Source organism: Klebsiella sp. K5-204, assembly GCF_030128585.1.
GTDB classification, from domain to species: domain Bacteria; phylum Pseudomonadota; class Gammaproteobacteria; order Enterobacterales; family Enterobacteriaceae; genus Klebsiella; species Klebsiella quasipneumoniae.
In genome coordinates, this window is the sequence record NZ_JAKUZS010000006.1 from 179,465 (window position 1) to 203,093 (window position 23,629).

Sequence of the window (23,629 nt, forward strand, 5' to 3'; positions counted from 1 at the left end):
GCTATACCGTCTGACTGCTTAAACCCTCGCCATTCTGAGCGCTTTTTTATGCCCGGTCGGCGTTTTTGGCTTTTCCGGCGGCCTGCGCGCGGGCTTCTGCTTTTCGCTTGTTGCTCATGTCGTTACGGATCTGCGCATGGCTCAACAGCGCGAAGATGAAGGTTCCGCCGCAGATATTTCCCGCCAGCGTCGGCAGGGCGAACGGCCAGATGAAGTCGCTCCAGGGAAGGCTTCCGTTAAATACCAGATAGAGGATCTCTACCGAGCCCACCACGATATGGGTGGTATCCGCCAGGGCGATAAGCCAGGTCATCAGAATGATCACCACGATCTTGGCGGCGCCGGCAAGGGGAAACATCCAGACCATGGTGGCGACCAGCCAGCCGGAAATAATCGCATTGGCGAACATCTCCGTCGGGCTGTTTTTCATCACATCTTCGGCGATGCTGACGAAGGCCTGGCGGGTCGGCTCATCAAAAACAGGCATATAATTGAAGGCCCATGCGGCCACCGCGGTGCCGATGAGATTGCCCGCCAGTACCACCGACCATAGCCGCATCAGCAAACCGACGTTTCCGGGGGTGGGATTGTGCATCACCGGCAGTACGGCGGTGACCGTGTTTTCCGTGAACAGCTGCTGGCGGGCCATAATCACGATAATAAAGCCGAAGGTATACCCGAGGTTCTCGAGTAAAAATCCGCCAGGGATCCCCTCCAGCTTGACGTGAAAAATCCCTTTCGCCAGCAGGGAGGCGCCCATCGACAGACCGGCCGCAATCGCCGACCACAGCAGGGCCAGCGCATCGCGCTCCATCTCTTTTTCCCCTTCCTGGCGAATATGTTCATGGATCGCCATCGCCCGAGAGGGAAGGCGATCTTCGTCAACTTCTATCTCTTCACCGCGCTGTTTTTCTTCACTTTCGACCTCGCGTTCGTCATCCGCAGGCTTTAATTTGTTATCGTCTGGTTCATCCATTTCACGGCCCTCGCTGACAAGTTATCTAGTTAAAGCGTAGCGGCTTTCCCTGGCGACTGGCTGGGGATACTCTTAAATCGCAAAAATGGTTACGCCAGATTTTTATCGCTCCGCTAGAATAGGAGCCCCGCGATCTCGTTATTCCCAGGCTATGATCAAATCAACAACTTGGGTGATATAGACATCGTTCAACGTGCTGTTACAATCGCTCACATCTTTACGGGCGGAAACGTTGTCTTTCCGTCATGGATGGCAACTCGCGATAGCCATAAAAACCAGGGAGACATCTATGAATTATCGCCTGTCGGCGCTTGCGCTTGGCGCCACATTGCTGGTGGGATGTGCCAGTTCCAGCTCTGGCGATCGGCCGCAGGGGCGCTCAGACCCGTTAGAAGGGTTTAACCGCACGATGTTCAATTTCAACTTTAACGTGGTTGATCCTTACGTGCTTCGTCCCGTCGCGGTGGCATGGCGTGACTATGTTCCGCAGCCGGCGCGCAATGGCTTAAGTAACTTCACCAGCAACCTGGAAGAGCCGGCGGTGATGGTGAACTCCTTCCTGCAGGGCGACCCCTATAAAGGTATGGTCCACTTTACCCGCTTCTTCCTGAACACCATCCTCGGGATGGGGGGTCTGATCGATGTCGCCGGGATGGCTAATCCGCAGCTGCAGCGCGTTGAACCGCATCGTTTCGGCAGTACGCTCGGCCACTATGGCGTCGGCTATGGTCCGTATGTGCAACTGCCATTCTACGGCAGCTTTACCCTGCGTGACGAAGGCGGCGATATGGCCGATGGCCTCTATCCGGTGCTTTCCTGGCTGACCTGGCCGATGTCGATCGGCAAATGGGCGGTAGAAGGGATTGAAACACGCGCTCAGCTGCTGGATTCCGACGGCCTGCTGCGCCAGTCTTCCGATCCTTACATTATGGTGCGTGAAGCTTACTTCCAGCGTCATGACTTTATCGCCAACGGCGGTAAGCTGACCCCGGCGGACAATCCGAACGCCCAGGCCATTCAGGATGAACTGAAAGATATCGATTCACAGTAATCGGCAAAGAAAAAAAAGGGTGAACATGATGTTCACCCTTTTTTGTTGTGTGCCGCTTATCAGAAGCGGTAGTTGAAGTTGGCGCCGTACAGCCAGGCGGTCCCTTCGGAGCGGAAGGTATACGGGCCTTCCTTGATTTCAACATGCTGCCCGTGCATATAGGAAATCCCGACGTCAACCGACGCATCCTTGTTGAACGCGTAGGTGGTACCCGCGCTCAGCCACAGGCGATCCTGATCCGGAATGGAAATGGAGCGATTGTTGGCCGGTACCGGGCTGTCGTCGAAGGCGATACCGGTGCGGAAGGTCCAGTTATCGTCGTAATAATAGGTCGTCCCCAGCGCTACGCGGTAGGCGTCCTTAAAGCCTTCCTCTTTATAGAACAGCGTCTGGCCGTTGCTGCCGGTGGCTTTCAGCTCCTGGAACTGGCTCCAGCTGGTGTAGGTCAGACTGTAGTGGACCGCCCACTGCGGCGCCACGCGGTTATAGCCCGACAGTTCCCACATTTCCGGCAGGTTAAGGGTCAGTGAACCGCCGGTGGTCTGGCCGTTAGTACCCGCCGGCAGACCGAAGTTGCCGAGGATCTGGTTATAGGCTGCCGGCAGGCTGCTGCGATAGTTACCGTCGAAATCGATCTTGACCTCGGAACGGTAGGTTAAACCGTAGCGGTTGTTCTTATCCAGCTCATAGAGGATACCGGCGTTCCAGCCAAAGCCCCACGCATTGCCGTTAAGATGGGCGATCTGCGTGTCGGCTGGGATCTTCGCCACCTGGCCTGCCAGCGCCGGCGGCAGCGCGCCAGAGCCAGCGACAATCTGGCCCAGATCGCCTGCATAGCGCTCGATCTTCGCCTTAGCGTAGACCGCATCGAAACCTAAGCCAAAGCTCCAGTTGCTGTCGAGGCGATAGGCGCCGCTCAGGTTGAAGTTAGCCGTAGTCAGGTCGGTTTTACCGCCCATGCTGCCGGCCGCATAATCATCGTTATACTCTGTTGCCAGGCCGTAGTTGGAGGTGATGGACGCCCCCCAGCCGAACTGATCGTTAATCGGCGCGACAAAGTGGAAGTTGGGTACCCACGCCGTCGGGGCGATATTGTCCGCATTCAGGCTTTTGCCGGTGGGGGAAGTCCCGGAGACATTGACGCCCGGGTCGACAAAAACGGCGCCCGCCGACATAGTCGGACGGTCAAACATCATAATTAATGCCGGGTTACGACTGGCATTGCCTGCATCGTCTGCGATAGCCCCTTCACCGGAATAGGCCCGACCCAGCCCTGATGAAGAGAATTCGTTGAGCTGGAAGCCTGCTGACCAGGCCTGGGTGGAAACAAGTGCGACAGCCACTGCAAGGGCAGATTGGGTAAAGCGGGTTTTCTGGCTCATGCCCATAACCTCATTGAGTTATTTTTTTTTAAACTATGTTACATGCCGTAACAGAAGCGCGGAAGTGTAGGGTCTGCGGTACAACAGAGAAATCAGACCAGTGCGCTGAGTATAGGTCTGACCAGATGAGTTGTTGCAAGTTTGTTTATGAAGTTTTTCAATTGTGATAACAGAAACGCGATCCAGCTGGCAAAATTGTCGGGGGGAAGGCGACGGAGAAAAGATGATTTTTGTTTTAGATCATTTTTAAGTGTGATTTCTGTCACTTAACGCCGTGATAGCGATTATCGGCTGGAGGCAAACCGGAGGGCGGGCGTAAAATAGGCACATTAATTGTCTGGCACCGCAGGTGCATATCCAGAGGAAATCTACGATGAGTAAATGTAGCGCTGATGAAACCCCGGTTTGCTGCTGTATGGATGTTGGGACCATTGTCGACAACACTGACTGCACCGCCTCATACAGCCGCGTATTCGCCAACCGCGCGGAAGCAGAGCAAATGCTCGCCGCGCTGAGCGAAAAAGCCCGGAGTGTGGAATCTGAACCGTGCAAAATTAATCCCGTCTTCGCCGACGTTGACGGCGGCGTAAAGCTGGATATCGATTTTGTGTTTAGCTGTGAAGCCGAATCCCTCATCTTCCAGCTGGGTCTGCGTTAATCCCTCCGCTTAGCGCCCCGTGAACGGGGCGTTATCTTTTCTGTTCAATGTGTTTTGGCTCGCAATTTTTCGCTTCCCCGATTGGCTTAATGTAAAAAATTAGTTAACAATGCTATCAGGTCAGACCACTTGGTTGTCTTGGTTAACAGGGGAGAGTTATGAGTCAGGCATTACCGCTTATCACCCGTCAGGGCGATCGCATTGCCATTGTCACAGGGTTACGCACGCCGTTTGCGCGTCAGGCGACGGCATTTCATGGCGTTCCTGCCGTTGATTTAGGAAAAATGGTGGTTGGCGAAATGCTGGCGCGCAGCGATATTCCTGTGGAAGCCATTGAACAGCTGGTCTTCGGTCAGGTCGTGCAGATGCCGGAGGCGCCGAATATCGCCCGGGAAATTGTGCTCGGTACCGGAATGAGCGTGCACACCGACGCCTACAGCGTCAGTCGCGCCTGCGCCACCAGCTTCCAGACCGTGGCGAATGTCGCTGAAAGCCTGATGGCCGGCACCATCCGCGCCGGTATCGCCGGCGGTGCCGATTCCTCCTCTGTGCTGCCTGTCGGCGTCAGCAAAACGCTGGCCCGCGCGCTGGTCGATGCGAACAAAGCCCGCACGCTGAGCCAGAAACTAAAGCTGTTTTCCCGCCTGCGGCCGCGCGACCTGCTACCAGTCCCCCCGGCGGTGGCGGAATATTCAACCGGCTTACGGATGGGCGATACCGCCGAACAGATGGCGAAAAGCTGGGGGATAAGCCGGGAACAACAGGATGCGCTGGCGCATCGATCACACCAGCTGGCGGCTAAAGCCTGGGAAGAGGGAAAGTTGTCCGCGGAGGTGATGACCGCCTATGCGCCCCCCTTCCGCGAGCCGCTGGAGCAGGACAACAACATCCGTAAAAATTCAACCCTCGCAGATTACCAAAAGTTACGCCCGGCCTTCGACCGTAAACATGGCACCGTTACCGCCGCCAACAGCACGCCGCTGACGGATGGCGCGGCGGCGGTGATCCTGATGACCGAGTCGCGGGCCAAAGAGCTGGGTCTGACGCCGCTGGGTTATCTGCGCAGCTATGCCTTTACCGCCATCGACGTCTGGCAGGATATGCTGCTGGGGCCCGCATGGTCCACGCCGCTGGCGCTGGAGCGCGCTGGCCTGACGCTGGCAGATCTCACGCTTATCGATATGCACGAAGCTTTCGCCGCGCAGACGCTGGCCAATCTTCAGTGCCTGGCAAGCGACCGCTTTGCCCGCGAGGTGCTGGGGCGTGCGCAAGCCACCGGTGAGGTGGATGAGAGTAAATTTAACGTCCTCGGCGGCTCTATCGCCTACGGTCATCCCTTTGCCGCCACCGGCGCGCGGATGATCACCCAGACGCTGCATGAGCTGCGGCGACGGGGAGGGGGATTTGGTCTGGTGACGGCCTGCGCGGCAGGCGGTCTGGGCGCGGCGATGATTGTGGAGGCTGAATAATGGATACGGTTTCCGCTTTTAAGCTTGAAGTCCGTGCGGACAACATCGCGGTGATTACCATCGATGCCCCGGGTGAAAAAATGAATACCCTGAAGGCCGAGTTCGGCAATCAGGTGCGGGGACTGATACGCCAGATACGCGACGATAAGTCGGTGCGCGGCGTGGTATTTATCTCCGCCAAAGCCGATAACTTTATCGCCGGCGCAGATATCAACATGATTGCCCGCTGCCGCAGCGCGCAGGAGGCGGAAGCGCTGGCCCGCCAGGGGCAGCAGATTATGGCCGAGATCCATGGCTTGTCGATTCCGGTCATTGCCGCCATCCATGGCGCTTGTCTGGGCGGCGGACTGGAGCTGGCGCTGGCCTGCCATGGCCGCATTTGTAGCGATGACGAAAAAACCCGACTCGGGTTGCCGGAGGTACAGCTTGGCCTGCTGCCGGGTTCCGGCGGGACGCAGCGTTTACCGCGGCTGATCGGCGTCAGTACGGCGCTGGATATGATGCTCACCGGCAGGCAGTTACGGCCGCGCCAGGCGCTGAAGGCCGGTCTGGTGGACGAGGTGGTGCCGCAGACAATTTTACTGCAGACGGCGGTGGAGCTGGCGCTGAAGGGGCGCCCGGCCAGCCGCGAGGTGCCTGTTCGCGAACGCGTGCTGGCGGGCCCCCTGGGTCGCCATCTGTTATTCCAGTACGTCGGCAAGCAAACGCAGCGCAAGACCCAGGGCAACTACCCGGCGGTGAAGCGAATTTTGCAGGTCGTCGAGAATGGTCTGGCCCATGGCTGCAGCAGCGGTTACGCCGAAGAGGCCCGCGCGTTTGGCGAACTGGCGATGACCCCGCAGTCGCAGGCGCTGCGATCGATCTTCTTTGCCAGTACCGATCTGAAAAAAGACCGTGGCGCCGAGGCGGAACCCGCTCCGCTGAGAAGCGTTGCCGTCCTGGGCGGCGGCCTGATGGGCGGGGGGATCGCCTATGTGACTGCCTGTAAAGGCGGACTGCCGGTGCGAATCAAAGATATTCAGCCGGGCGGGATCAACCACGCCTTAAAGTACAGCTGGGATCTGCTGAACAAACAGGTTCGCCAGCGTCGACTGCGCCCCAGCGAGCGCGATCGTCAACTGGCGCTGATCACAGGCACTACCGACTATCAGGGCTTTACCCATCGCGACGTGGTGATTGAGGCGGTATTCGAGGACCTGGCGCTGAAACAGCGGATGGTCAGTGAAGTGGAGCAAAACGGCGGGCCGCAGACTATCTTTGCCTCGAATACTTCGTCGTTACCGATAGGCGATATAGCCGCCCATGCCAGCCACCCTGAGCGGGTGATCGGCCTGCACTTTTTCAGTCCGGTGGAGAAAATGCCGCTGGTTGAGGTGATCCCGCATAAAGGAACCGATCCGCAGACCATCGCCACGGTGGTGCAACTGGCTAAACGTCAGGGGAAAACGCCGATCGTGGTGGCGGACAAAGCGGGCTTCTATGTAAACCGCATCCTCGCGCCGTATATAAATGAAGCGATGCGCCTGCTGGTGGAGGGAGAACCGGTTGAGGTGATTGATAAGGCGCTGGTGAAATTCGGTTTCCCGGTGGGACCGGTTCAACTGCTGGATGAAGTGGGTATTGATACCGGCACCAAAATTATTCCCGTGCTGGAGAATGCCTTTGGAGAGCGTTTCAGCCCGCCTGCAAACATCATTGACGCGATTTTGAAGGACGATCGCAAAGGTAGAAAAAATAATCGTGGTTTCTATCTTTATGAGACAAAAGGGCGTAAAAGCAAAAAACGGCCCGACCCGGCAGTCTATCCGCTGCTGGGCATCGACCGCCCCCAGTCGCGGTTGTCTGCGCAGCAGGTGGCGGAGCGCTGTGTGATGATGATGCTTAACGAGGCGGCGCGCTGCTTTGATGAGCAGATTATCCGTAGCGCGCGCGATGGTGATATCGGCGCCGTATTTGGTATAGGGTTTCCGCCATTTCTTGGCGGCCCGTTCCGGTATATGGATACTATCGGCGCGGGTGAAGTTGCCGCGATCCTGCAGCGCCTGGCCGCCCAGTACGGCCCACGTTTTACACCCTGTGACACTTTATTACGCATGGCCGAACAGGGGACCACCTTTTGGCCAGCGGATGAACGGATGACCTAAGTTATGGTCAAAGAAGGTAAATCCGGCTGCGGATGACGCTGTTGATTGGCTGTTTTGTAAACAATCATTGACTATACTTACGCCATTGAGGTAAAAAACAGCGTTTCATTCGTTGAATGGATCAGGCACAATGCCCGGCCACCGGGTCACCTGCGTATTGTCTTCGCAGGCCAAACTACGGTGCTTCTGGTTAACAAAAGCGGTGCAATATGCAAGTTTTTATTATGCGTCACGGCGACGCTGCCCTCGATGCAGCCAGCGACTCGGTTCGTCCATTAACCGTATGCGGTTGTGATGAGTCTCGTCAGATGGCAACCTGGCTGAAAGGTCAAAAAGTGGATATTGAGCGCGTTCTTGTCAGTCCCTATCTGCGTGCGGAACAAACGCTGGATATTGTTGGGGAGTGCATGAACCTGCCGAAACATGTCGACGTGATGCCGGAACTCACGCCGTGCGGCGATGTGGGAATGGTGAGCGCCTATCTGCAGGCGCTGGCAAATGAAGGCGTGGCGACGGCGCTGGTCGTCTCCCACCTGCCGCTGGTGGGGTACCTGGTCTCAGAGCTGTGCCCGGGGGAAACGCCCCCGATGTTCACCACCTCGGCTATCGCCTGCGTTAATCTGGACGCCGACGGCAAGGGTGAATACCTCTGGCAGAAAAGCCCCTGCAATCTCAAGATGGCCAACGCCATCTGACGACCCCGGAGCTCGCCGTCAAGGCAGCTCCGGCGGTTGCCACTCCTCGACCTCAATCAGAATCAGCAGTGCGGCGTCACCGCCGTACTCTTTTGGCGCCTGATGAAAAGCCATGATGTGCGGATGCTGCGCCAGCCACAGCGGGGTTTGCTGTTTGAGAATGTGCTTCCCGTGCCCGTGCATCACGCAGGCGCAAAACACATGCTCGCGGCGGCAGGCAGCAATCAGCGCGCCCAGTTCCTGTTTGGCCTGCTGCTGGGTGAGCCCATGCAGATCGAGAAACAGTTCCGGCGAATAATCCCCACGACGCAGCTTTTTCAGCTCAAAATGGCTGACGTCGGCGCGGACATATTTTGTCGAGCCTTCGGTATTCAGTAACGGCTGAAACTCATCGGAAAAATAGTGGCTGTTGTCGGCCTGCTCCTGCAGCAGACGCTTAGGGGCAACCTCGGTGATTTTCTTGCGCTGCGGGCGGTGAACGATGGTGTCCTGTTTGATCTTCCGCGTGCCGGTCATCAGCTGACGGAACAGCGCCTGATCCTCCTCGCTAAGCGATGTCTTCTTTTTCATTGTCCGCTCTCATTAATACTTTGCGCTAGTTTACCCGACTCAATATCCCTTCGGGCAAGGAAAACCTGTTTTTTCCCCCGCCACCCCACGCAAGAATGCTGATTTATCGCCGTCTTCATGGCACACTAGCCGCCGAATTTATAGCAGAGTGTGCCCTGGAGGATGTCGTGGATAAAATTTTTGTTGATGAGGCAGTCAATGAGCTGCATACCATTCAGGACATGCTGCGCTGGGCGGTAAGCCGTTTCAGCGCTGCTAATATCTGGTACGGTCACGGGACTGACAACCCATGGGACGAGGCGGTACAGCTGGTGCTGCCTTCGCTGTATCTGCCGCTGGATATTCCGGAAGATATGCGCACTGCGCGCCTGACCTCCAGCGAGAAACACCGCATTGTAGAGCGGGTGATTCGCCGCGTGAACGAGCGTATTCCCGTCGCCTATCTGACCAACAAAGCGTGGTTCTGCGGCCATGAGTTTTACGTCGATGAGCGAGTGCTGGTGCCGCGCTCCCCGATCGGCGAACTGATCAATAACCAGTTTGCCGGGCTGATTACCCATAAGCCGCAGCATATCCTTGATATGTGCACCGGCAGCGGCTGCATCGCCATTGCCTGCGCCTATGCCTTCCCGGAAGCCGAAGTCGACGCCGTGGATATCTCCCCGGACGCGCTGGCCGTCGCCGAGCACAATGTGGAATCCCATGGCCTGATCCATCATGTGACGCCGATCCGTTCCGACCTGTTCCGCGACCTGCCGAAGCTACAGTACGATCTGATCGTCACTAATCCGCCGTATGTCGATGAAGAGGACATGGCCGATCTGCCGGAAGAGTATGAGCATGAGCCGGTTCTGGGTCTGGCCTCCGGAAGCGATGGCCTGAAGCTGACGCGCCGCATCCTCGGCAATGCGCCGGATTATCTCAGCGACGACGGGATTCTGATTTGTGAAGTCGGTAACAGCATGGTACATCTGATGGAGCAGTATCCGGACGTGCCGTTTACCTGGCTTGAGTTTGATAACGGCGGCGACGGCGTCTTTATGCTGACCAAACAGCAGCTGATTGACGCTCGCGCGCACTTCGGTATTTATAAAGACTAAAAAAAACAACACGCCAACATAACGACAAAGAATGGAGCCGTGATGGCAGGAAATACAATTGGACAACTCTTTCGCGTCACCACTTTCGGCGAGTCGCACGGCCTGGCGCTGGGCTGCATCGTTGACGGCGTGCCGCCGGGCATTCCGCTGACCGAAGCCGATCTGCAGCACGACCTCGATCGTCGTCGCCCGGGTACCTCGCGTTACACCACGCAGCGTCGCGAGCCGGATCAGGTCAAAATCCTCTCCGGCGTCTTCGAAGGCGTCACCACCGGGACCAGTATCGGGCTGCTGATTGAGAACACCGATCAGCGCTCGCAGGATTACGGCGCGATCAAAGATCTGTTCCGTCCTGGCCATGCGGATTACACCTACGAGCAAAAGTATGGTCTGCGCGACTATCGCGGCGGCGGTCGCTCCTCCGCCCGCGAAACCGCGATGCGCGTGGCGGCCGGGGCGATTGCCAAAAAATTCCTCGCCGCGAAGTTCGGCATCGTCATTCGCGGCTGCCTGACGCAGATGGGCGACATTCCGCTGGCTATTAAAGACTGGGATCAGGTTGAACAGAATCCTTTCTTCTGCCCGGACCCGGAGAAAATCGACGCTCTCGATGAACTGATGCGCGGTCTGAAAAAAGAGGGCGACTCCATTGGCGCCAAAGTGACCGTCGTCGCCGACGGCGTACCGCCGGGCCTTGGCGAGCCGGTCTTTGACCGCCTTGATGCCGATATTGCCCACGCGCTGATGAGCATCAACGCCGTGAAAGGCGTGGAGATTGGCGACGGTTTCGACGTGGTTAAGCTGCGCGGCAGCGAAAACCGCGATGAGATCACCAAAGCCGGATTCCAGAGCAACCACGCCGGCGGCATTCTTGGCGGCATCAGCAGCGGTCAGCAGATCGTTGCCAACATCGCGCTGAAGCCGACCTCCAGTATTACCGTTCCCGGTCATACCATTAACCGCTTTGGCGAAGAGGTGGAGATGATCACCAAAGGGCGTCACGATCCGTGCGTCGGCATACGCGCCGTACCGATCGCTGAGGCGATGCTGGCGATTGTCTTAATGGATCACTTTATGCGTCAGCGCGCGCAGAATGGCGACGTGACGACGACAATTCCACGCTGGTAACCATGAAAAACACCGTTATCGCCCTGCTGGCGCTGCTGGCCAGCGCCGGCAGCCTGGCCGCCACGCCATGGCAGAAGATATCCCAGCCAATTGGCGGCAGCGCGCAGTCGATTGGCGCGTTCTCCAATGGCTGTATCGTTGGCGCCGAGGCGCTGCCGCTGAACGCCGCCGGCTATCAGGTGATGCGTACCGATCAGCGTCGCTACTTCGGTCATCCGGATCTGGTTCAGTTTATTCAGCGCCTGAGCAATCAGGTGCACAATAAAGGCATGGGGACCGTGCTGATTGGCGACATGGGGATGCCGGCAGGCGGCCGCTTTAACGGCGGCCACGCCAGCCATCAGACGGGCCTCGATGTCGATATCTTCCTCCAGCTGCCGCAGACGCGCTGGACATCGTCCCAGTTGCTGAAGCCGCAGGCCCTGGATCTGGTCGCCAGCGATGGCAAACGCGTGGTGCCGTCGCTGTGGAGTCCGCAAATCAGCCAGCTGATCAAGCTGGCGGCGGAAGATAGCGAAGTGACCCGCATCTTCGTCAACCCGGCGATTAAACAGCAGCTGTGTCTGGATGCGGGCAACGACCGCCAGTGGCTGCGCAAAGTTCGTCCCTGGTTCCAGCATCGCGCCCATATGCACGTCCGTCTGCGCTGCCCGGCGGGCAGCCTGGAGTGCGAAGATCAGGCGCCGCCGCCGGCCGGCGATGGCTGCGGTGCGGAGCTGCAGAGCTGGTTCGAGCCACCTAAACCCGGGTCTACCCCACCTGTGAAGAAGACGCCGCCGCCGTTGCCGCCTTCCTGCCAGGCGCTACTGGATGAGCATGTGCTGTAATGGATAGTTTTATCGAGTTGTTTTCCGTATCGCCGCTGGTGCTGGTGGTGCTTTTCTTTGTCGCCATCCTGGCCGGTTTTATTGACTCACTGGCCGGGGGCGGGGGCTTACTGACCGTGCCGGCGCTAATGGCCGCCGGTATGCCGCCGGCCCAGGCGCTGGCGACCAATAAGCTGCAGGCCTGCGGCGGATCGCTGTCGGCGACCCTCTATTTTGTCCGCCGCAAGGTGGTCAATCTCGCCGATCAGAAGCTGAATATTCTGATGACCTTTATCGGTTCAACCGCCGGCGCGCTGCTGGTTCAGCACGTGCAGTCCGATATTCTTAAGCAGATCCTGCCATTGCTGGTGATCGGCATCGGTCTCTATTTTCTGCTGATGCCGAAACTGGGCGAAGCGGACCGACAGCGTCGGCTCTACGGCCTGCCGTTTGCGCTGGTCGCCGGCGGCAGCGTCGGGTTTTACGATGGCTTTTTCGGCCCCGGCGCCGGTTCGTTTTATGCGCTGGCGTTTGTCACCCTGGCCGGGTTTAACCTGGCGAAGTCGACGGCCCACGCCAAACTGCTCAACGCCACCTCGAACGTCGGCGGCCTGCTGCTGTTTATTATCGGCGGAAAGGTTATCTGGGCCACCGGCTTTGTGATGATGGCCGGCCAGTTTATTGGCGCCCGCGCCGGCTCCCGGCTGGTGCTGAGCAAAGGGCAATCGCTGATCCGACCGATGATCGTTATCGTTTCGGCGGTGATGAGCGCGAAACTTCTCTACGACAGCCACGGGGCTGAGATTTTGCAGTGGTTGGGAATTCATTAATGCAACAGCAACACCATTATCAGCAGCTTATTGACCTCTTCGACAGCTGCTTTGCCGCAGATTTTAATACTCGCCTGGTGAAAGGCGACGATGAGCCGATCTACCTCCCGGCGGACGATGACACGCCATATCACCGTATCGTCTTCGCGCACGGTTTTTTTGCCAGCGCTCTGCATGAGATCTCCCACTGGTGCATCGCCGGCAAAGCCCGCCGCGAGCTGGTGGATTTTGGCTACTGGTACTGTCCGGACGGCCGCGATGCGATGACACAAAGCCAGTTTGAGGACGTGGAGGTGAAACCGCAGGCCCTGGAGTGGCTGTTCTGCGTGGCGGCGGGATTTCCGTTTAACGTCAGCTGCGACAATCTGGAAGGTGACGTTGAACCCGATCGCATCGCCTTTCAGCGCCGGGTACATGCCCGGGTGATGACTCTGCTTGAGCAAGGGATCCCCGAACGTCCGGCGCGTCTTATTCGCGCATTACAACACTATTATCAAACGCCGCCATTGACGGCAGAACACTTTCCGTGGCCGGAAGACCTGCACTAAGGCCACACATTACATGACAAGAGGTAAGATGATGATCGCGGAGTTTGAATCACGCATTCTGGCGCTGATTGACAACATGGTAGACCACGCCAGTGATGATGAACTGTTTGCCGGCGGTTATCTGCGCGGCCACCTGACGCTGGCGGTGGCTGAGCTGGAAGGTGAGGGCGAACATTCAGCGGAAGCGGTACACAGCAAAGTCAGCCATAGCCTGGAGAAAGCCATCGGCGCTGGCGAACTGTCGCCGCCGGACCAAATTCTGGTGCAGGGCATGTGGGAAAACCTGTATCAGCAGGCGAAAAATCAGGCCTGATCCATGATGTAGGTCGGATAAGCGTAGCGCCATCCGACACGCTAACGGCGCAACCAGGATTTACCCTGTTTGCGCTGTGCTTCGCCGGGCTACCGCGTTGGTCGCCCGGATGAGGCCGGGAATGTCGCGCTTCCCAGGATTTTTCTCCCCTTGCGCTGTTACTTCACCGCTTTTCCCTTCAGCAGTTTTCTCACCCATAGCCGATTCGGATTCAGCGCCGCCAGGGTGCCGCTATCCAGCGGCAGCGGTTCAGCGCTCATCTGCGCCGCCAGCAGCTCAGCGCTTAACGGCGCGGTGCAAATGCCTCGCGATCCGAGGGCGCCAAGCATAAACAGGTTATGGAAGACCGGCGCGCTACCGGCGTTATCCTGCCGTTCGTGGAGGCTGGCGTATTGCATCAATGTCGCCGCATAGTCCGGCACGTTGCCGACCATCGGCAGATGATCGCGGGTGGCGCAGCGCACGCCGCAGCGGGCGTCACTGGCGCTAATATCCACGTCCTGCGGCCACTCCGCGCCCGGGAAGCAGTCGATCAGCCGTTGCCGGTTGTGCTGCTGATCTTCTTCGCTGAAGGTGGTGTCGGTTTTGCCGCGATGGTAGCTGGCGCCAATGCAGTGCTGCTGATTTTGCGGATTCTGCGGCGTCAGGTAGCCGTCGTAGCACAGCACCTGGCGCAGGTCGGAAAGCCGCGGGGTGGTGGGTATATGGCTGACCTGGCCGCCAACGGGGTAGACCGGCAACGGCGCGGTTTGCGCAAAATCCGATATGCGGTGGCCGTTGGCCAGCACGACCGCCTGATGATAGCGCTGCCGGTTGAGCAGCCAGCCATCGCCCTCCGCACTCAACGTCTCGACCTGATAACCATAATGCACGTGCAGTCCGCGAGTCGCCGCCAGCGCCAGCAGCTCGGCGGTGAGCTGCTGCGGGCACAGCCAACCGCCGGCCGGATAGGTTATGCCGCCGCAGCCGGTCTCGACGCCGGTCAGCTCCGCGGCCTGCTCCGCCGTCACCGCGCAGGCGATATCAGGGGGCAGCTCCAGGGCCAGCATCTGATTGATTTTGTGTGCGCTTTTTTCATCCCAGCCAAGCTGGGTGACTCCGCACCATTGATGATCGAACAGCACCGGCAGCGCGTCGTAGGTGCGGCGGGCGAAGGTAAAGGCGGCCGGGAAAAAGCGCGCCAGCGCCGGATCGTGCTGGCTTAACAGCGGGTAGAGCGCGCCCTGGCGATTACCGGAGGCGCCCTGCGCCGGGGCGTCGTCCGCACAGTAAAGGGTCACCTGCCAGCCGCGACGCAGCAGCGCCAGGGAGAGCAGGGCGCTGGCGATACCGCCGCCGACGATGGCCGCCTCGCGGGCCTCGCTCCCGGGGCGGGCGAACCAGGGCGCGCGCGCCGGAAAGGTCAGCGTTTGCGCCATCTCGCCGGTCAGCATCTCCCGTTTGCGGCCGAAGCCTTTGGTTTTACGCAGGGTAAACCCAGCTTCCTGCAGACCGCGGCGGACAAAACCGGCGGAGGTAAAAGTGGCCAGCGTCCCGCCGGGACGCGCCAGGCGCGCCATGGCATTGAACAGATCCTGGGTCCACATGTCGGGATTTTTCGCCGGGGCAAAGCCGTCGAGAAACCAGGCGTCCACCTGCTGATTCAGCGAATCATCCAGCTCTCTGGTCAGCTCGTTGATATCGCCAAACCACAGATCGAGCGTGACCCGTCCGCCGTCGAGCAGCAGACGATGGCATCCGGCGAAGGCCGAAGGCCATTGCGCCTGCAGTTGTTCCGCCCATGGAGCCAGCTCTGGCCAGCGCTGGTGCGCCAGGCGGAGATCTTCCGCCTTCAGCGGATATTTCTCAAAACTGATGAAATGTAACCTTTGCAGGGTAACGTCCGGGTTATCGCGAACAAAAACGTCAAACGCCTGCCAGAGGGTGAGGAAATTGAGCCCGGTGCCGAAGCCGCTCTCCGCGACGATCAACAGCGGGCGAGGGTGGCTGGAGAAGCGCTCCGGCAGGCGATTTCCGCCGAGAAAGACGTAGCGTGTCTCTTCCAGACCGTTGTCATTGGAAAAGTAAACATCGTCAAAATCTCGGGAAACAGGTGTACCCTCAGCATTGAATTCCAGGTTGGCGGGTTGTATAGCGTTTTGTTTCACGTAAGTTACTCGAATCACAAGGCGTAGCGCGATCTTAGCGATGTGTGCCTGAGGGCGCAAATTTATACACAAAATGTCTGATCGGACTTGTTCGGCGTACAAGTGTACGCTATCGTGCGACACGAAACTTAAAATAGTGCGACTTACAGAGGTATTTAATGAAACGTGCAGTGATTACTGGCTTGGGCATCGTTTCCAGCATCGGTAATAACCAGCAGGAAGTCCTGGCATCTCTGCGTGAAGGACGTTCAGGGATCACTTTCTCTCAGGAGCTGAAAGATTCAGGGATGCGCAGCCACGTATGGGGCAACGTCAAACTGGATACCACTGGCCTCATTGACCGCAAAGTAGTGCGCTTCATGAGCGACGCCTCCATCTATGCTTACCTGTCCATGGAACAGGCCGTTGCCGACGCAGGTCTGGCGCCGGAAGCATACCAGAATAACCCGCGTGTCGGCCTGATCGCAGGCTCCGGCGGCGGCTCCCCGAAATTCCAGGTCTTCGGCGCCGATGCCATGCGCAGCCCGCGTGGTCTGAAAGCCGTGGGTCCGTATGTGGTCACCAAAGCGATGGCTTCCGGCGTTTCCGCCTGCCTCGCCACGCCGTTTAAAATCCACGGCGTTAACTACTCCATCAGCTCCGCCTGCGCCACTTCCGCACACTGCATCGGTAACGCGGTAGAGCAGATCCAGCTGGGCAAACAGGATATCGTCTTTGCCGGCGGCGGCGAAGAGCTGTGCTGGGAAATGGCCTGCGAGTTCGACGCCATGGGCGCGCTGTCCACCAAATACAACGACACGCCGGAAAAAGCCTCCCGCACCTATGACGCCAACCGTGACGGCTTCGTTATCGCCGGCGGCGGCGGTATGGTCGTGGTGGAAGAGCTGGAACACGCCCTGGCGCGCGGCGCGCACATCTATGCGGAAATCGTCGGCTACGGCGCAACCTCCGATGGCGCAGACATGGTAGCCCCATCCGGTGAAGGCGCTGTGCGCTGCATGCAGATGGCGATGCACGGCGTTGATACCCCGATCGACTACCTGAACTCCCACGGTACTTCCACGCCGGTCGGCGACGTGAAAGAGCTGGGCGCGATCCGCGAAGTGTTCGGCGACAACAGCCCGGCTATCTCGGCGACCAAAGCAATGACCGGTCACTCGCTGGGCGCTGCTGGCGTGCAGGAAGCTATCTACTCCCTGCTGATGCTGGAGCACGGCTTTATCGCGCCGAGCATCAACGTCGAAGAGCTGGACGAGCAGGCTGCCGGCCTGAACATCGTCACCAAACCGACTGACGCTAAGCTGACCACCGTGATGTCCAACAGCTTCGGCTTTGGCGGCACCAACGCCACGCTGGTGATGCGTAAATACAACGCCTAATCGGCACGCGATGCACTGAGGGGAGCCACCGGCTCCCCTTTTTTGTCATCTTGACAGGGTAAGAGCCCGCAGGCACACTGCTGGCGGATCCATTAGTCTCTCCACTAATGCGTAAGCGTTTAACGTCAACCAACGCGCCTTAACCCTGATAGTCAGGTGGAGGGGGCGTGTCGCTTTGCTCGCCTTACTCTGCGAATCTGGAGTAATGCATGTCCGCAGTCACTGAAACAACATCTCATTCATCCGCGAATTTGTCGCTTTTTCGCATTACGCTCGCCGTCTTTTTGACCTATATGACCGTCGGTTTGCCGCTGCCGGTGATCCCGCTGTTTGTCCATCAGGAGCTGGGATTGGGTAACACCATGGTCGGCGTAGCGGTGGGGATCCAGTTCCTCGCCACCGTTCTTACCCGCGGCTACGCCGGGCGCCTGGCAGACCAGTACGGCGCCAAACGCTCCGTCCTGCAAGGGATGCTGGCCTGCGCCCTGGCCGGCGCGGCCTGGCTGGCCGCTGCGCTGCTGCCGCTGCCGGTGTTCGCGAAGCTGGGCCTGTTGCTGCTGGGCCGCCTGATCCTCGGGTTTGGCGAAAGCCAGCTGCTGACCGGCAACCTGAGCTGGGGGATGGGGCTGGTGGGGCCGGCCCGCTCCGGCAAAGTGATGTCATGGAACGGCATGGCGATGTACGGCTCGCTGGCGGTGGGCGCCCCGCTGGGATTGTTAATTTACAGCCACTTTGGCGTGGCGGTCCTGGCCTGCGTCACCATGGGACTACCGCTTGTCGCCTTGCTCATCAACGGCACGGTGCGCAAAGTGACGGCGCACGGCGGCGAGCGGCCTTCACTGTGGAGCGTCATCGGCATGATCTGGCGGCCGGGTATTGGCCTGGGCCTGCAGGGCGTCGGCTTTGCGGTGATCGGCACCTTCGTTTCTCTCTATTTTGCCAGCCAGAACTGGCCGATGGCCGGATTTACCCTGACGGCGTTTGGCGGCGCCTTTGTGCTGATGCGGGTGCTGTTTGGCTGGATGCCGGATCGGTTTGGCGGCGTTAAAGTGGCGATGGTCTCGCTGCTGATAGAGGCGGTCGGTCTGACGCTGCTGGGACTGGCGCCCGGCGTCTGGGTGGCGCTGGCCGGCGCGGCGCTGACCGGATGCGGCTGTTCGCTTATTTTCCCGTCGCTTGGCGTGGAGGTGGTGAAGCGCGTCCCGGCGCAGGTGCGCGGCACTGCGCTCGGCGGCTATGCGGCCTTTCAGGATATCTCTTATGGTTTGACCGGGCCGCTGACCGGTCTGCTGGCCACTTCGCTGGGCTACTCGTCGGTATTCCTTGCCGGCGCCCTCTGCGCGGCGCTGGGGATCCTCGTCACCCTCATCTCATTTCGCCGCTAGGTTGTTGTCAGACCAGAAACCGCCGTAGTAAACACTGCGGCGTTTGGCATCAAAGGGTGCCGTGAACGCCGCCAGTGCCTGCTGGGCTACAGCAGGAGCCACAGAACCAGGAGCAGGACAACCGCGCCCAGCGCCAGCTGCCAGGGCTTAGCTGCCCATGTCCGCCGGGTCGCGGGCTCCTCCTGCGGGATCGCCAGCGTCTCCTGGGCGCGGGCTACCCGCAGCACAAACACCTTATTCAGCAGCGCCAGGATCTGCGCCGGGCTCAGCGTGGTCTGCGGCGTGACCTGCCAGTTGCGACGGGCAAAGTCGACAATCTTCTGCCACTCCGCGGCCTCCAGCGGCTGCTTGAGCGCCCCCTGCAGCGAGGTAAGCGTGGGCGCGCTTTGCGCGCTGAGCGTCTGCCGCGCCTGCAGCCAGTACGAAAGCGGCGTGAAGTGCGTCGCCGGGATCAGCTCCCCGGACTTGACGCCGCAAAGTTCCAGCATGGACTGCCAAATCAGTTTGCTTGGTTCGCCGGTGGCGGCCGCCAGCTTAGTCACCAGCTGATTGAGCGTGTTGTGCTCGGCCGGCAGCAGTGGACGAAGGGTCGGCGGGCGCTGCTGCGGCTGCGGGATCGACAGCTGACCGCGCTGCAGCAGATGCAGAATGTTCTCCAGTTGCGACTGGCTGAGGGCATGCAGCGCCGTTTGCCCATAATGCTGACGAATATAATCGCTCACCGCCTGGCGGTTATTGCCCTGGCCGAGCAGATCGCTGAGCTGCGCCAGGGTCTGGCGATGATGATGATTGTCCTGCGCGGCGGCCAGGCGCTGGTTGAGACTGGCCTCGGCGGCGCTGAAATGGCGGGCCAGCAGGGGCGTGTCGCCTTTCAGTCCGAGGTCATGTTTGACGCAGGCCCACACTTCCGCATTCTGCTGCGAGGTCAGCGCCACCAGGCGCGTGATCAGTCGCTCCAGGACGGTGCGTTGCTGCATGGAAAGCGAAGGTTCGCCGGTGGCGGCAGTGCCTGATGGGCCTCGCCCTGGAGGACGGTCTGGCATATCTGCAAGGGGGTGCGTCATGATTCATCCTTTCGATATCGCGGTGCTGGAACCAGGTGATGAGTATGCCTGGCGGCCAGATTATGGCACACTTCCCCGGTTAACTCTCGTTCTCAGACAGGTACTGAACTGTGAAAATCCTCGTTGATGAAAATATGCCCTATGCCCGTGAGCTTTTTAGCCGTTTAGGCGACGTGCAGGCGATCCCGGGCCGCCCGGTCCCGGCCGATGCCCTGACCGATGCGGATGCCTTAATGGTGCGCTCGGTCACCCGGGTCAATGAAGCATTGCTTGCCGGCAAGGCCATCAGGTTCGTCGGCACCGCGACCGCAGGCACCGATCATGTCGATCAGGCGTGGCTGCAGCAGGCGGGGATTGGTTTCTCCGCGGCGCCAGGCTGCAACGCCATTGCGGTGGTGGAGTATGTCTTTTCATCGCTGCTGATGCTGGCCGAACGTGACGGCTTCTCGCTGCGCGATCGCACCGTCGGGATTGTCGGCGTCGGTAACGTCGGCGGGCGACTGCAAAAGCGTCTGGAGGCGCTGGGCATCAAAACTCTGCTCTGCGATCCGCCGCGCGCTGACCGCGGCGACGAAGGCGACTTCCGCTCCCTTGACGATCTGGTCCAGCAGGCCGATGTCCTCACCTTCCATACCCCGCTGTATAAAGAAGGACAATATAAAACGTTGCATCTGGCGGATGAGGCGCTGATTAGCCGCCTGAAGCCCGGAACGATTTTGATCAACGCCTGCCGCGGGCCGGTGGTGGATAACGCCGCGTTGCTGAAACGCCTGGAAGCCGGTCAGTCCCTGAGCGTGGTGCTGGACGTTTGGGAGCCGGAGCCGGATCTCAACATAGCGCTTCTCAAGCGGGTGGATATCGGCACGGCGCATATCGCCGGCTACACCCTTGAAGGGAAGGCGCGCGGGACGACGCAGGTATTCGAAGCCTATAGCGCCTTTATCGGTCATCCGCAGCAGGTGGCGCTGGATACCCTGCTGCCGGCCCCGGAGTTTGGCCGCATCACCCTGCATGGCCCGCTCGATCAGCCGACGCTGAAAAGACTGGTTCATTTGGTGTATGATGTGCGCCGCGATGATGCGCCGCTGCGGAAGGTGGCGGGCGTCGCCGGTGAATTCGACAAGCTGCGTAAAAATTATCAGGAACGTCGCGAATGGTCTTCGCTGTACGTGCAGTGCAGCGATGAGCAGGCGGCGACGCTGTTGCGCCAGCTCGGTTTTAACGCCGTGCATCATCCTGTTCGTTAATGTCTTCTTAATGCCCCTGCCGGATACTCCGGCAGGGCCGCTTTATTTCTGGAGTAAACCACCATGTCTGAAGGCTGGAATATTGCCGTACTGGGCGCAACGGGCGCCGTAGGCGAAGCCCTGCTCGAAACTCTCGCTGAACGCCAGTTCCCGGTGGGGGAGATTTTTGCTCTGGCGCGCAACGAAAGCGCGGGCGAACATCTGCGTTTTGGTGGCAAGTCGGTGATCGTCAAGGACGCCGCCGAGTTTGACTGGACCCAGGCCCAGCTGGCTTTCTTTGCCGCAGGCGTCGAAGCCAGCGCAGCGTATGTCGAAGATGCGACAAACGCCGGATGTCTGGTTATCGATCTCAGCGGCCTGTTTGCGCTGGAGCCGGACGTACCGCTGGTGGTGCCGGACGTGAACCCGTTCGTGTTAGGCGATTACCGCAACCGCAATCTGATTGCGGTGCCCAATAGTTTGACCAGCCAGCTGCTGACGGCGCTGAAGCCGCTTATCGATCAGGGTGGACTGTCGCGCATTAGCGTCACTAACCTGCTCTCCGCCTCTGGGCAGGGGAAAAAAGCGGTGGATGCGCTGGCAGGGCAGAGCGCCAAGCTGCTGAACGGCATCCCCATCGATGAAGACGATTTCTTTGGCCGCCAGCTGGCCTTCAACATGCTGCCGCTGCTGCCGGATCGTGAAGGTAGCGTGCGCGAAGAGCGCCGTATCGTCGATGAAGCGCGCAAAATTCTTCAGGATGACGGGCTGATGATCTCCGCCAGCGTCGTCCAGTCGCCGGTCTTCTACGGCCATGCGCAGATGGTGAACTTTGAAGCGATGCGTCCGCTGGCGGCGGAAGAGGCGCGTGACGCCTTTACCCGCGGCGAGGAGATCGAACTTTCTGAAGAGGGCGGATTCCCCACTCAGGTTGGCGACGCCTCCGGCAACGCCCGTCTCTCCATCGGCTGCGTGCATAATGATTACGGCATGCCGGAGCAAGTCCAGTTCTGGTCGGTGGCGGATAACGTCCGCTTCGGCGGCGCGCTGATGGCGGTGAAGATCGCCGAGAAGTTGATTGAGGAGTACCTGTACTGATGTCTGAGATGGAGCAACAGCCGGTCTGTAAAATCGCGCTGGGCATCGAGTACGACGGTAGCAAATATTACGGCTGGCAGCGGCAAAACGAAGTACGCAGCGTGCAGGAGAAGCTGGAAAAGGCGCTCTCGCAGGTGGCGAACGAACCCATTACCGTCTTTTGCGCTGGCCGCACCGACGCCGGTGTCCATGGCACCGGCCAGGTGGTGCATTTCGAAACCCGGGCGCAGCGTAAAGATGCCGCCTGGACGCTGGGGGTAAATGCGAATTTACCTGGTGACATCGCGGTGCGTTGGGTCAAACATGTCCCGGCGGATTTTCACGCCCGGTTCAGCGCCACGGCGCGCCGCTATCGTTACGTCATCTATAATCATCGCCTGCGTCCGGCGGTATTAAGTCAGGGCGTCACGCATTTTCACCAGCCGCTCGACGCCGCGCGCATGCAGCGTGCCGCACAGTGTCTGCTGGGGGAGAATGACTTTACCTCGTTTCGCGCGGTGCAGTGCCAGTCGCGTACCCCGTGGCGCAACGTGATGCATATTAACGTTACCCGCTACGGCGCTTATGTGGTGGTGGATATCAAAGCGAATGCCTTTGTACATCATATGGTCAGGAATATTGTGGGCAGCCTGATGGAAATCGGGGCCGGAAACCAGCCGGAGAGCTGGATGGCAGAACTGCTGGCAGCAAAAGACAGGACGCTCGCTGCGGCAACGGCAAAAGCGGAAGGGTTGTATCTGGTGTCGGTGGATTACCCGGCCCATTATGATTTACCGGTGCTGCCAATGGGCCCGCTGTTTCTGGCGGACTAATAGGGTCATTAAGGGTAAAGACAAACATGGACTTGATTCACTTTTTAATTGATTTCATCCTGCATATTGATGTGCACCTGGCCGAGCTGGTCGCCCAGTATGGCGTCTGGGTTTATGCCATTCTGTTTTTGATTCTGTTCTGCGAAACCGGGCTGGTGGTAACGCCGTTCCTGCCGGGGGATTCCCTGCTGTTCGTCGCGGGCGCGCTCTCGGCCCTGCCCACCAACGATCTGAATGTCCACCTGATGGTATTGCTGATGGTCATCGCGGCTATCGTCGGCGATGCGGTCAACTACACCATTGGCCGGCTTTTCGGCGAAAAGCTGTTCAGCAACCCGAACTCGAAGATTTTCCGTCGCAGCTATCTGGATAAAACCCATAGCTTCTACGAACGTCACGGCGGAAAAACCATTATCCTGGCGCGCTTTGTGCCGATAGTCCGAACCTTCGCGCCGTTTGTGGCGGGAATGGGGCATATGTCCTATCGTCATTTTGCGGCCTATAACGTCGTCGGGGCGCTGCTGTGGGTGCTGCTGTTCACCTACGCCGGCTATCTGTTTGGCGATCTGCCGGTGGTGCAGGAGAACCTGAAGCTGCTGATCGTGGCGATCATCGTGCTTTCCGTCCTGCCGGGCGTGATTGAGATTATTCGCCATAAGCGGGCGGCGGCGAAGCAGGCGAAGTAGTTTAGCCTGCGTTGCGCGTGACGGTGCACGAGCGTCACGCGCAGCGGTTTGACCACTTTTTTATCCCATGTTCCGGGATGATATGATTTAATGTGCAACATTCATGGTCTGTAAGAGGCAAAAATGGCATTATGCGCCCCTTACGACAAAACTGGCATCGAC

The 23,629-nt window shown here is 59.2% G+C and carries 22 protein-coding genes; 17 read left to right on the top strand and 5 right to left on the bottom strand.

The window, feature by feature from the left end; genetic code table 11:
* Positions 1 to 46: 46 nt before the first annotated feature.
* Complete coding sequence (locus MKR05_RS16960; protein WP_004201800.1) at positions 47 to 976, bottom strand: formate/nitrite transporter family protein; 930 nt, start codon at positions 974 to 976, stop codon at positions 47 to 49.
* Between the two features lie 289 nt (positions 977 to 1,265).
* Between MKR05_RS16960 and mlaA the strand changes: the two genes are divergently transcribed.
* Positions 1,266 to 2,027 (top strand): phospholipid-binding lipoprotein MlaA, encoded by a 762-nt coding sequence (mlaA, locus tag MKR05_RS16965; RefSeq protein ID WP_101989140.1) that lies wholly within the window; start codon positions 1,266 to 1,268, stop codon positions 2,025 to 2,027.
* A gap of 59 nt (positions 2,028 to 2,086) precedes the next feature.
* On the opposite strand, the gene fadL is transcribed toward mlaA, so the two are convergent.
* Entirely contained in the window at positions 2,087 to 3,409 is a 1,323-nt protein-coding gene (gene fadL, locus MKR05_RS16970) for a long-chain fatty acid transporter FadL (protein WP_023290543.1), read from the bottom strand.
* Between the two features lie 373 nt (positions 3,410 to 3,782).
* Between fadL and MKR05_RS16975 the strand changes: the two genes are divergently transcribed.
* The 4 genes from MKR05_RS16975 to sixA all read left to right on the top strand — a co-directional run bounded on the left by MKR05_RS16975 (position 3,783) and on the right by sixA (position 8,375).
* Positions 3,783 to 4,067 (top strand): YfcZ/YiiS family protein, encoded by a 285-nt coding sequence (locus tag MKR05_RS16975; RefSeq protein ID WP_023290542.1) that lies wholly within the window; start codon positions 3,783 to 3,785, stop codon positions 4,065 to 4,067.
* A 158-nt stretch (positions 4,068 to 4,225) separates the two neighbouring features.
* Entirely contained in the window at positions 4,226 to 5,536 is a 1,311-nt protein-coding gene (gene fadI, locus MKR05_RS16980) for an acetyl-CoA C-acyltransferase FadI (RefSeq protein WP_101989139.1), read from the top strand.
* Positions 5,536 to 7,680, top strand: coding sequence for a fatty acid oxidation complex subunit alpha FadJ (gene fadJ / locus MKR05_RS16985; protein WP_065812256.1), 2,145 nt, complete (start codon positions 5,536 to 5,538; stop codon positions 7,678 to 7,680). The genes fadI and fadJ overlap by 1 nt, the downstream gene beginning before the upstream one ends.
* A 209-nt stretch (positions 7,681 to 7,889) precedes the next feature.
* Entirely contained in the window at positions 7,890 to 8,375 is a 486-nt protein-coding gene (gene sixA / locus MKR05_RS16990; protein ID WP_004201794.1) for a phosphohistidine phosphatase SixA, read from the top strand.
* Positions 8,376 to 8,393: 18 nt separating this feature from the next.
* On the opposite strand, the gene smrB is transcribed toward sixA, so the two are convergent.
* The gene (smrB, locus tag MKR05_RS16995; protein WP_004201792.1) at positions 8,394 to 8,945 is read right to left on the bottom strand and encodes an endonuclease SmrB; all 552 of its coding nucleotides are present in this window, start codon (positions 8,943 to 8,945) and stop codon (positions 8,394 to 8,396) included.
* A 167-nt stretch (positions 8,946 to 9,112) separates the two neighbouring features.
* Between smrB and prmB the strand changes: the two genes are divergently transcribed.
* From prmB to MKR05_RS17025, 6 genes are read left to right on the top strand one after another with little or no spacing between them, the layout of a single operon-like run.
* A complete protein-coding gene (gene prmB, locus MKR05_RS17000; protein WP_023290538.1) occupies positions 9,113 to 10,045 on the top strand; it encodes a 50S ribosomal protein L3 N(5)-glutamine methyltransferase in 933 nt (310 codons plus the stop codon).
* A 42-nt stretch (positions 10,046 to 10,087) separates the two neighbouring features.
* Positions 10,088 to 11,173 (top strand): chorismate synthase, encoded by a 1,086-nt coding sequence (aroC, locus tag MKR05_RS17005; protein WP_044524280.1) that lies wholly within the window; start codon positions 10,088 to 10,090, stop codon positions 11,171 to 11,173.
* A gap of 2 nt (positions 11,174 to 11,175) precedes the next feature.
* A complete protein-coding gene (mepA, locus tag MKR05_RS17010) occupies positions 11,176 to 12,000 on the top strand; it encodes a penicillin-insensitive murein endopeptidase (protein WP_023290536.1) in 825 nt (274 codons plus the stop codon).
* Positions 12,000 to 12,809 (top strand): sulfite exporter TauE/SafE family protein, encoded by an 810-nt coding sequence (locus tag MKR05_RS17015; protein WP_004201787.1) that lies wholly within the window; start codon positions 12,000 to 12,002, stop codon positions 12,807 to 12,809. Before mepA ends, MKR05_RS17015 begins: the two co-directional genes overlap by 1 nt.
* Entirely contained in the window at positions 12,809 to 13,357 is a 549-nt protein-coding gene (locus MKR05_RS17020) for an elongation factor P hydroxylase (protein WP_032453614.1), read from the top strand. Before MKR05_RS17015 ends, MKR05_RS17020 begins: the two co-directional genes overlap by 1 nt.
* A 31-nt stretch (positions 13,358 to 13,388) precedes the next feature.
* Complete coding sequence (locus MKR05_RS17025; protein ID WP_023290534.1) at positions 13,389 to 13,670, top strand: YfcL family protein; 282 nt, start codon at positions 13,389 to 13,391, stop codon at positions 13,668 to 13,670.
* 158 nt (positions 13,671 to 13,828) lie between these two features.
* On the opposite strand, the gene mnmC is transcribed toward MKR05_RS17025, so the two are convergent.
* Positions 13,829 to 15,817 (bottom strand): bifunctional tRNA (5-methylaminomethyl-2-thiouridine)(34)-methyltransferase MnmD/FAD-dependent 5-carboxymethylaminomethyl-2-thiouridine(34) oxidoreductase MnmC, encoded by a 1,989-nt coding sequence (gene mnmC, locus MKR05_RS17030; protein WP_065883568.1) that lies wholly within the window; start codon positions 15,815 to 15,817, stop codon positions 13,829 to 13,831.
* 158 nt (positions 15,818 to 15,975) lie between these two features.
* Between mnmC and fabB the strand changes: the two genes are divergently transcribed.
* Together fabB and MKR05_RS17040 are read left to right on the top strand one after the other, a co-directional pair.
* Complete coding sequence (gene fabB / locus MKR05_RS17035; RefSeq protein ID WP_002913291.1) at positions 15,976 to 17,196, top strand: beta-ketoacyl-ACP synthase I; 1,221 nt, start codon at positions 15,976 to 15,978, stop codon at positions 17,194 to 17,196.
* A gap of 209 nt (positions 17,197 to 17,405) precedes the next feature.
* On the top strand, positions 17,406 to 18,581 hold the full coding sequence (locus MKR05_RS17040) for an MFS transporter (protein WP_064157280.1): 1,176 nt from the start codon (positions 17,406 to 17,408) through the stop codon (positions 18,579 to 18,581).
* An 86-nt stretch (positions 18,582 to 18,667) separates the two neighbouring features.
* Here the strand turns inward: MKR05_RS17040 and flk are convergent, their stop codons facing one another.
* Entirely contained in the window at positions 18,668 to 19,645 is a 978-nt protein-coding gene (gene flk, locus MKR05_RS17045; RefSeq protein ID WP_048336253.1) for a flagella biosynthesis regulator Flk, read from the bottom strand.
* Positions 19,646 to 19,755: 110 nt separating this feature from the next.
* Between flk and pdxB the strand changes: the two genes are divergently transcribed.
* From pdxB to MKR05_RS17065, 4 genes are all read left to right on the top strand, one after another.
* Positions 19,756 to 20,892: a 4-phosphoerythronate dehydrogenase PdxB gene (gene pdxB / locus MKR05_RS17050; protein ID WP_048297940.1), complete on the top strand. Its 1,137-nt coding sequence runs from the start codon at positions 19,756 to 19,758 to the stop codon at positions 20,890 to 20,892.
* Between the two features lie 63 nt (positions 20,893 to 20,955).
* Entirely contained in the window at positions 20,956 to 21,969 is a 1,014-nt protein-coding gene (locus tag MKR05_RS17055) for an aspartate-semialdehyde dehydrogenase (RefSeq protein ID WP_284118395.1), read from the top strand.
* The gene (gene truA, locus MKR05_RS17060; RefSeq protein WP_032453605.1) at positions 21,969 to 22,781 is read left to right on the top strand and encodes a tRNA pseudouridine(38-40) synthase TruA; all 813 of its coding nucleotides are present in this window, start codon (positions 21,969 to 21,971) and stop codon (positions 22,779 to 22,781) included. The genes MKR05_RS17055 and truA overlap by 1 nt, the downstream gene beginning before the upstream one ends.
* Positions 22,782 to 22,807: 26 nt before the next feature.
* Complete coding sequence (locus MKR05_RS17065) at positions 22,808 to 23,467, top strand: DedA family protein (RefSeq protein ID WP_002913221.1); 660 nt, start codon at positions 22,808 to 22,810, stop codon at positions 23,465 to 23,467.
* The last annotated feature ends 162 nt before the right edge of the window (positions 23,468 to 23,629 follow it).

Excerpts from the sequence above, each read along its gene's own strand:
- truA (WP_032453605.1), top strand. The coding sequence starts at position 21,969 with ATGTCTGAGATGGAGCAACAGCCGGTCTGTAAAATCGCGCTGGGCATC.
- MKR05_RS17055 (WP_284118395.1), top strand. The coding sequence starts at position 20,956 with ATGTCTGAAGGCTGGAATATTGCCGTACTGGGCGCAACGGGCGCCGTA.
- MKR05_RS17025 (WP_023290534.1), top strand. The coding sequence starts at position 13,389 with ATGATCGCGGAGTTTGAATCACGCATTCTGGCGCTGATTGACAACATG.
- mepA (WP_023290536.1), top strand. The coding sequence starts at position 11,176 with ATGAAAAACACCGTTATCGCCCTGCTGGCGCTGCTGGCCAGCGCCGGC.
- sixA (WP_004201794.1), top strand. The coding sequence starts at position 7,890 with ATGCAAGTTTTTATTATGCGTCACGGCGACGCTGCCCTCGATGCAGCC.
- fadJ (WP_065812256.1), top strand. The coding sequence starts at position 5,536 with ATGGATACGGTTTCCGCTTTTAAGCTTGAAGTCCGTGCGGACAACATC.
- fadL (WP_023290543.1), bottom strand. The coding sequence starts at position 3,409 with ATGAGCCAGAAAACCCGCTTTACCCAATCTGCCCTTGCAGTGGCTGTC.
- MKR05_RS17040 (WP_064157280.1), top strand. The coding sequence starts at position 17,406 with ATGTCCGCAGTCACTGAAACAACATCTCATTCATCCGCGAATTTGTCG.
- mlaA (WP_101989140.1), top strand. The coding sequence starts at position 1,266 with ATGAATTATCGCCTGTCGGCGCTTGCGCTTGGCGCCACATTGCTGGTG.
- MKR05_RS17020 (WP_032453614.1), top strand. The coding sequence starts at position 12,809 with ATGCAACAGCAACACCATTATCAGCAGCTTATTGACCTCTTCGACAGC.
- MKR05_RS16975 (WP_023290542.1), top strand. The coding sequence starts at position 3,783 with ATGAGTAAATGTAGCGCTGATGAAACCCCGGTTTGCTGCTGTATGGAT.
- MKR05_RS17065 (WP_002913221.1), top strand. The coding sequence starts at position 22,808 with ATGGACTTGATTCACTTTTTAATTGATTTCATCCTGCATATTGATGTG.
- aroC (WP_044524280.1), top strand. The coding sequence starts at position 10,088 with ATGGCAGGAAATACAATTGGACAACTCTTTCGCGTCACCACTTTCGGC.
- MKR05_RS16960 (WP_004201800.1), bottom strand. The coding sequence starts at position 976 with ATGGATGAACCAGACGATAACAAATTAAAGCCTGCGGATGACGAACGC.
- fabB (WP_002913291.1), top strand. The coding sequence starts at position 15,976 with ATGAAACGTGCAGTGATTACTGGCTTGGGCATCGTTTCCAGCATCGGT.
- MKR05_RS17015 (WP_004201787.1), top strand. The coding sequence starts at position 12,000 with ATGGATAGTTTTATCGAGTTGTTTTCCGTATCGCCGCTGGTGCTGGTG.
- flk (WP_048336253.1), bottom strand. The coding sequence starts at position 19,645 with ATGACGCACCCCCTTGCAGATATGCCAGACCGTCCTCCAGGGCGAGGC.
- smrB (WP_004201792.1), bottom strand. The coding sequence starts at position 8,945 with ATGAAAAAGAAGACATCGCTTAGCGAGGAGGATCAGGCGCTGTTCCGT.
- fadI (WP_101989139.1), top strand. The coding sequence starts at position 4,226 with ATGAGTCAGGCATTACCGCTTATCACCCGTCAGGGCGATCGCATTGCC.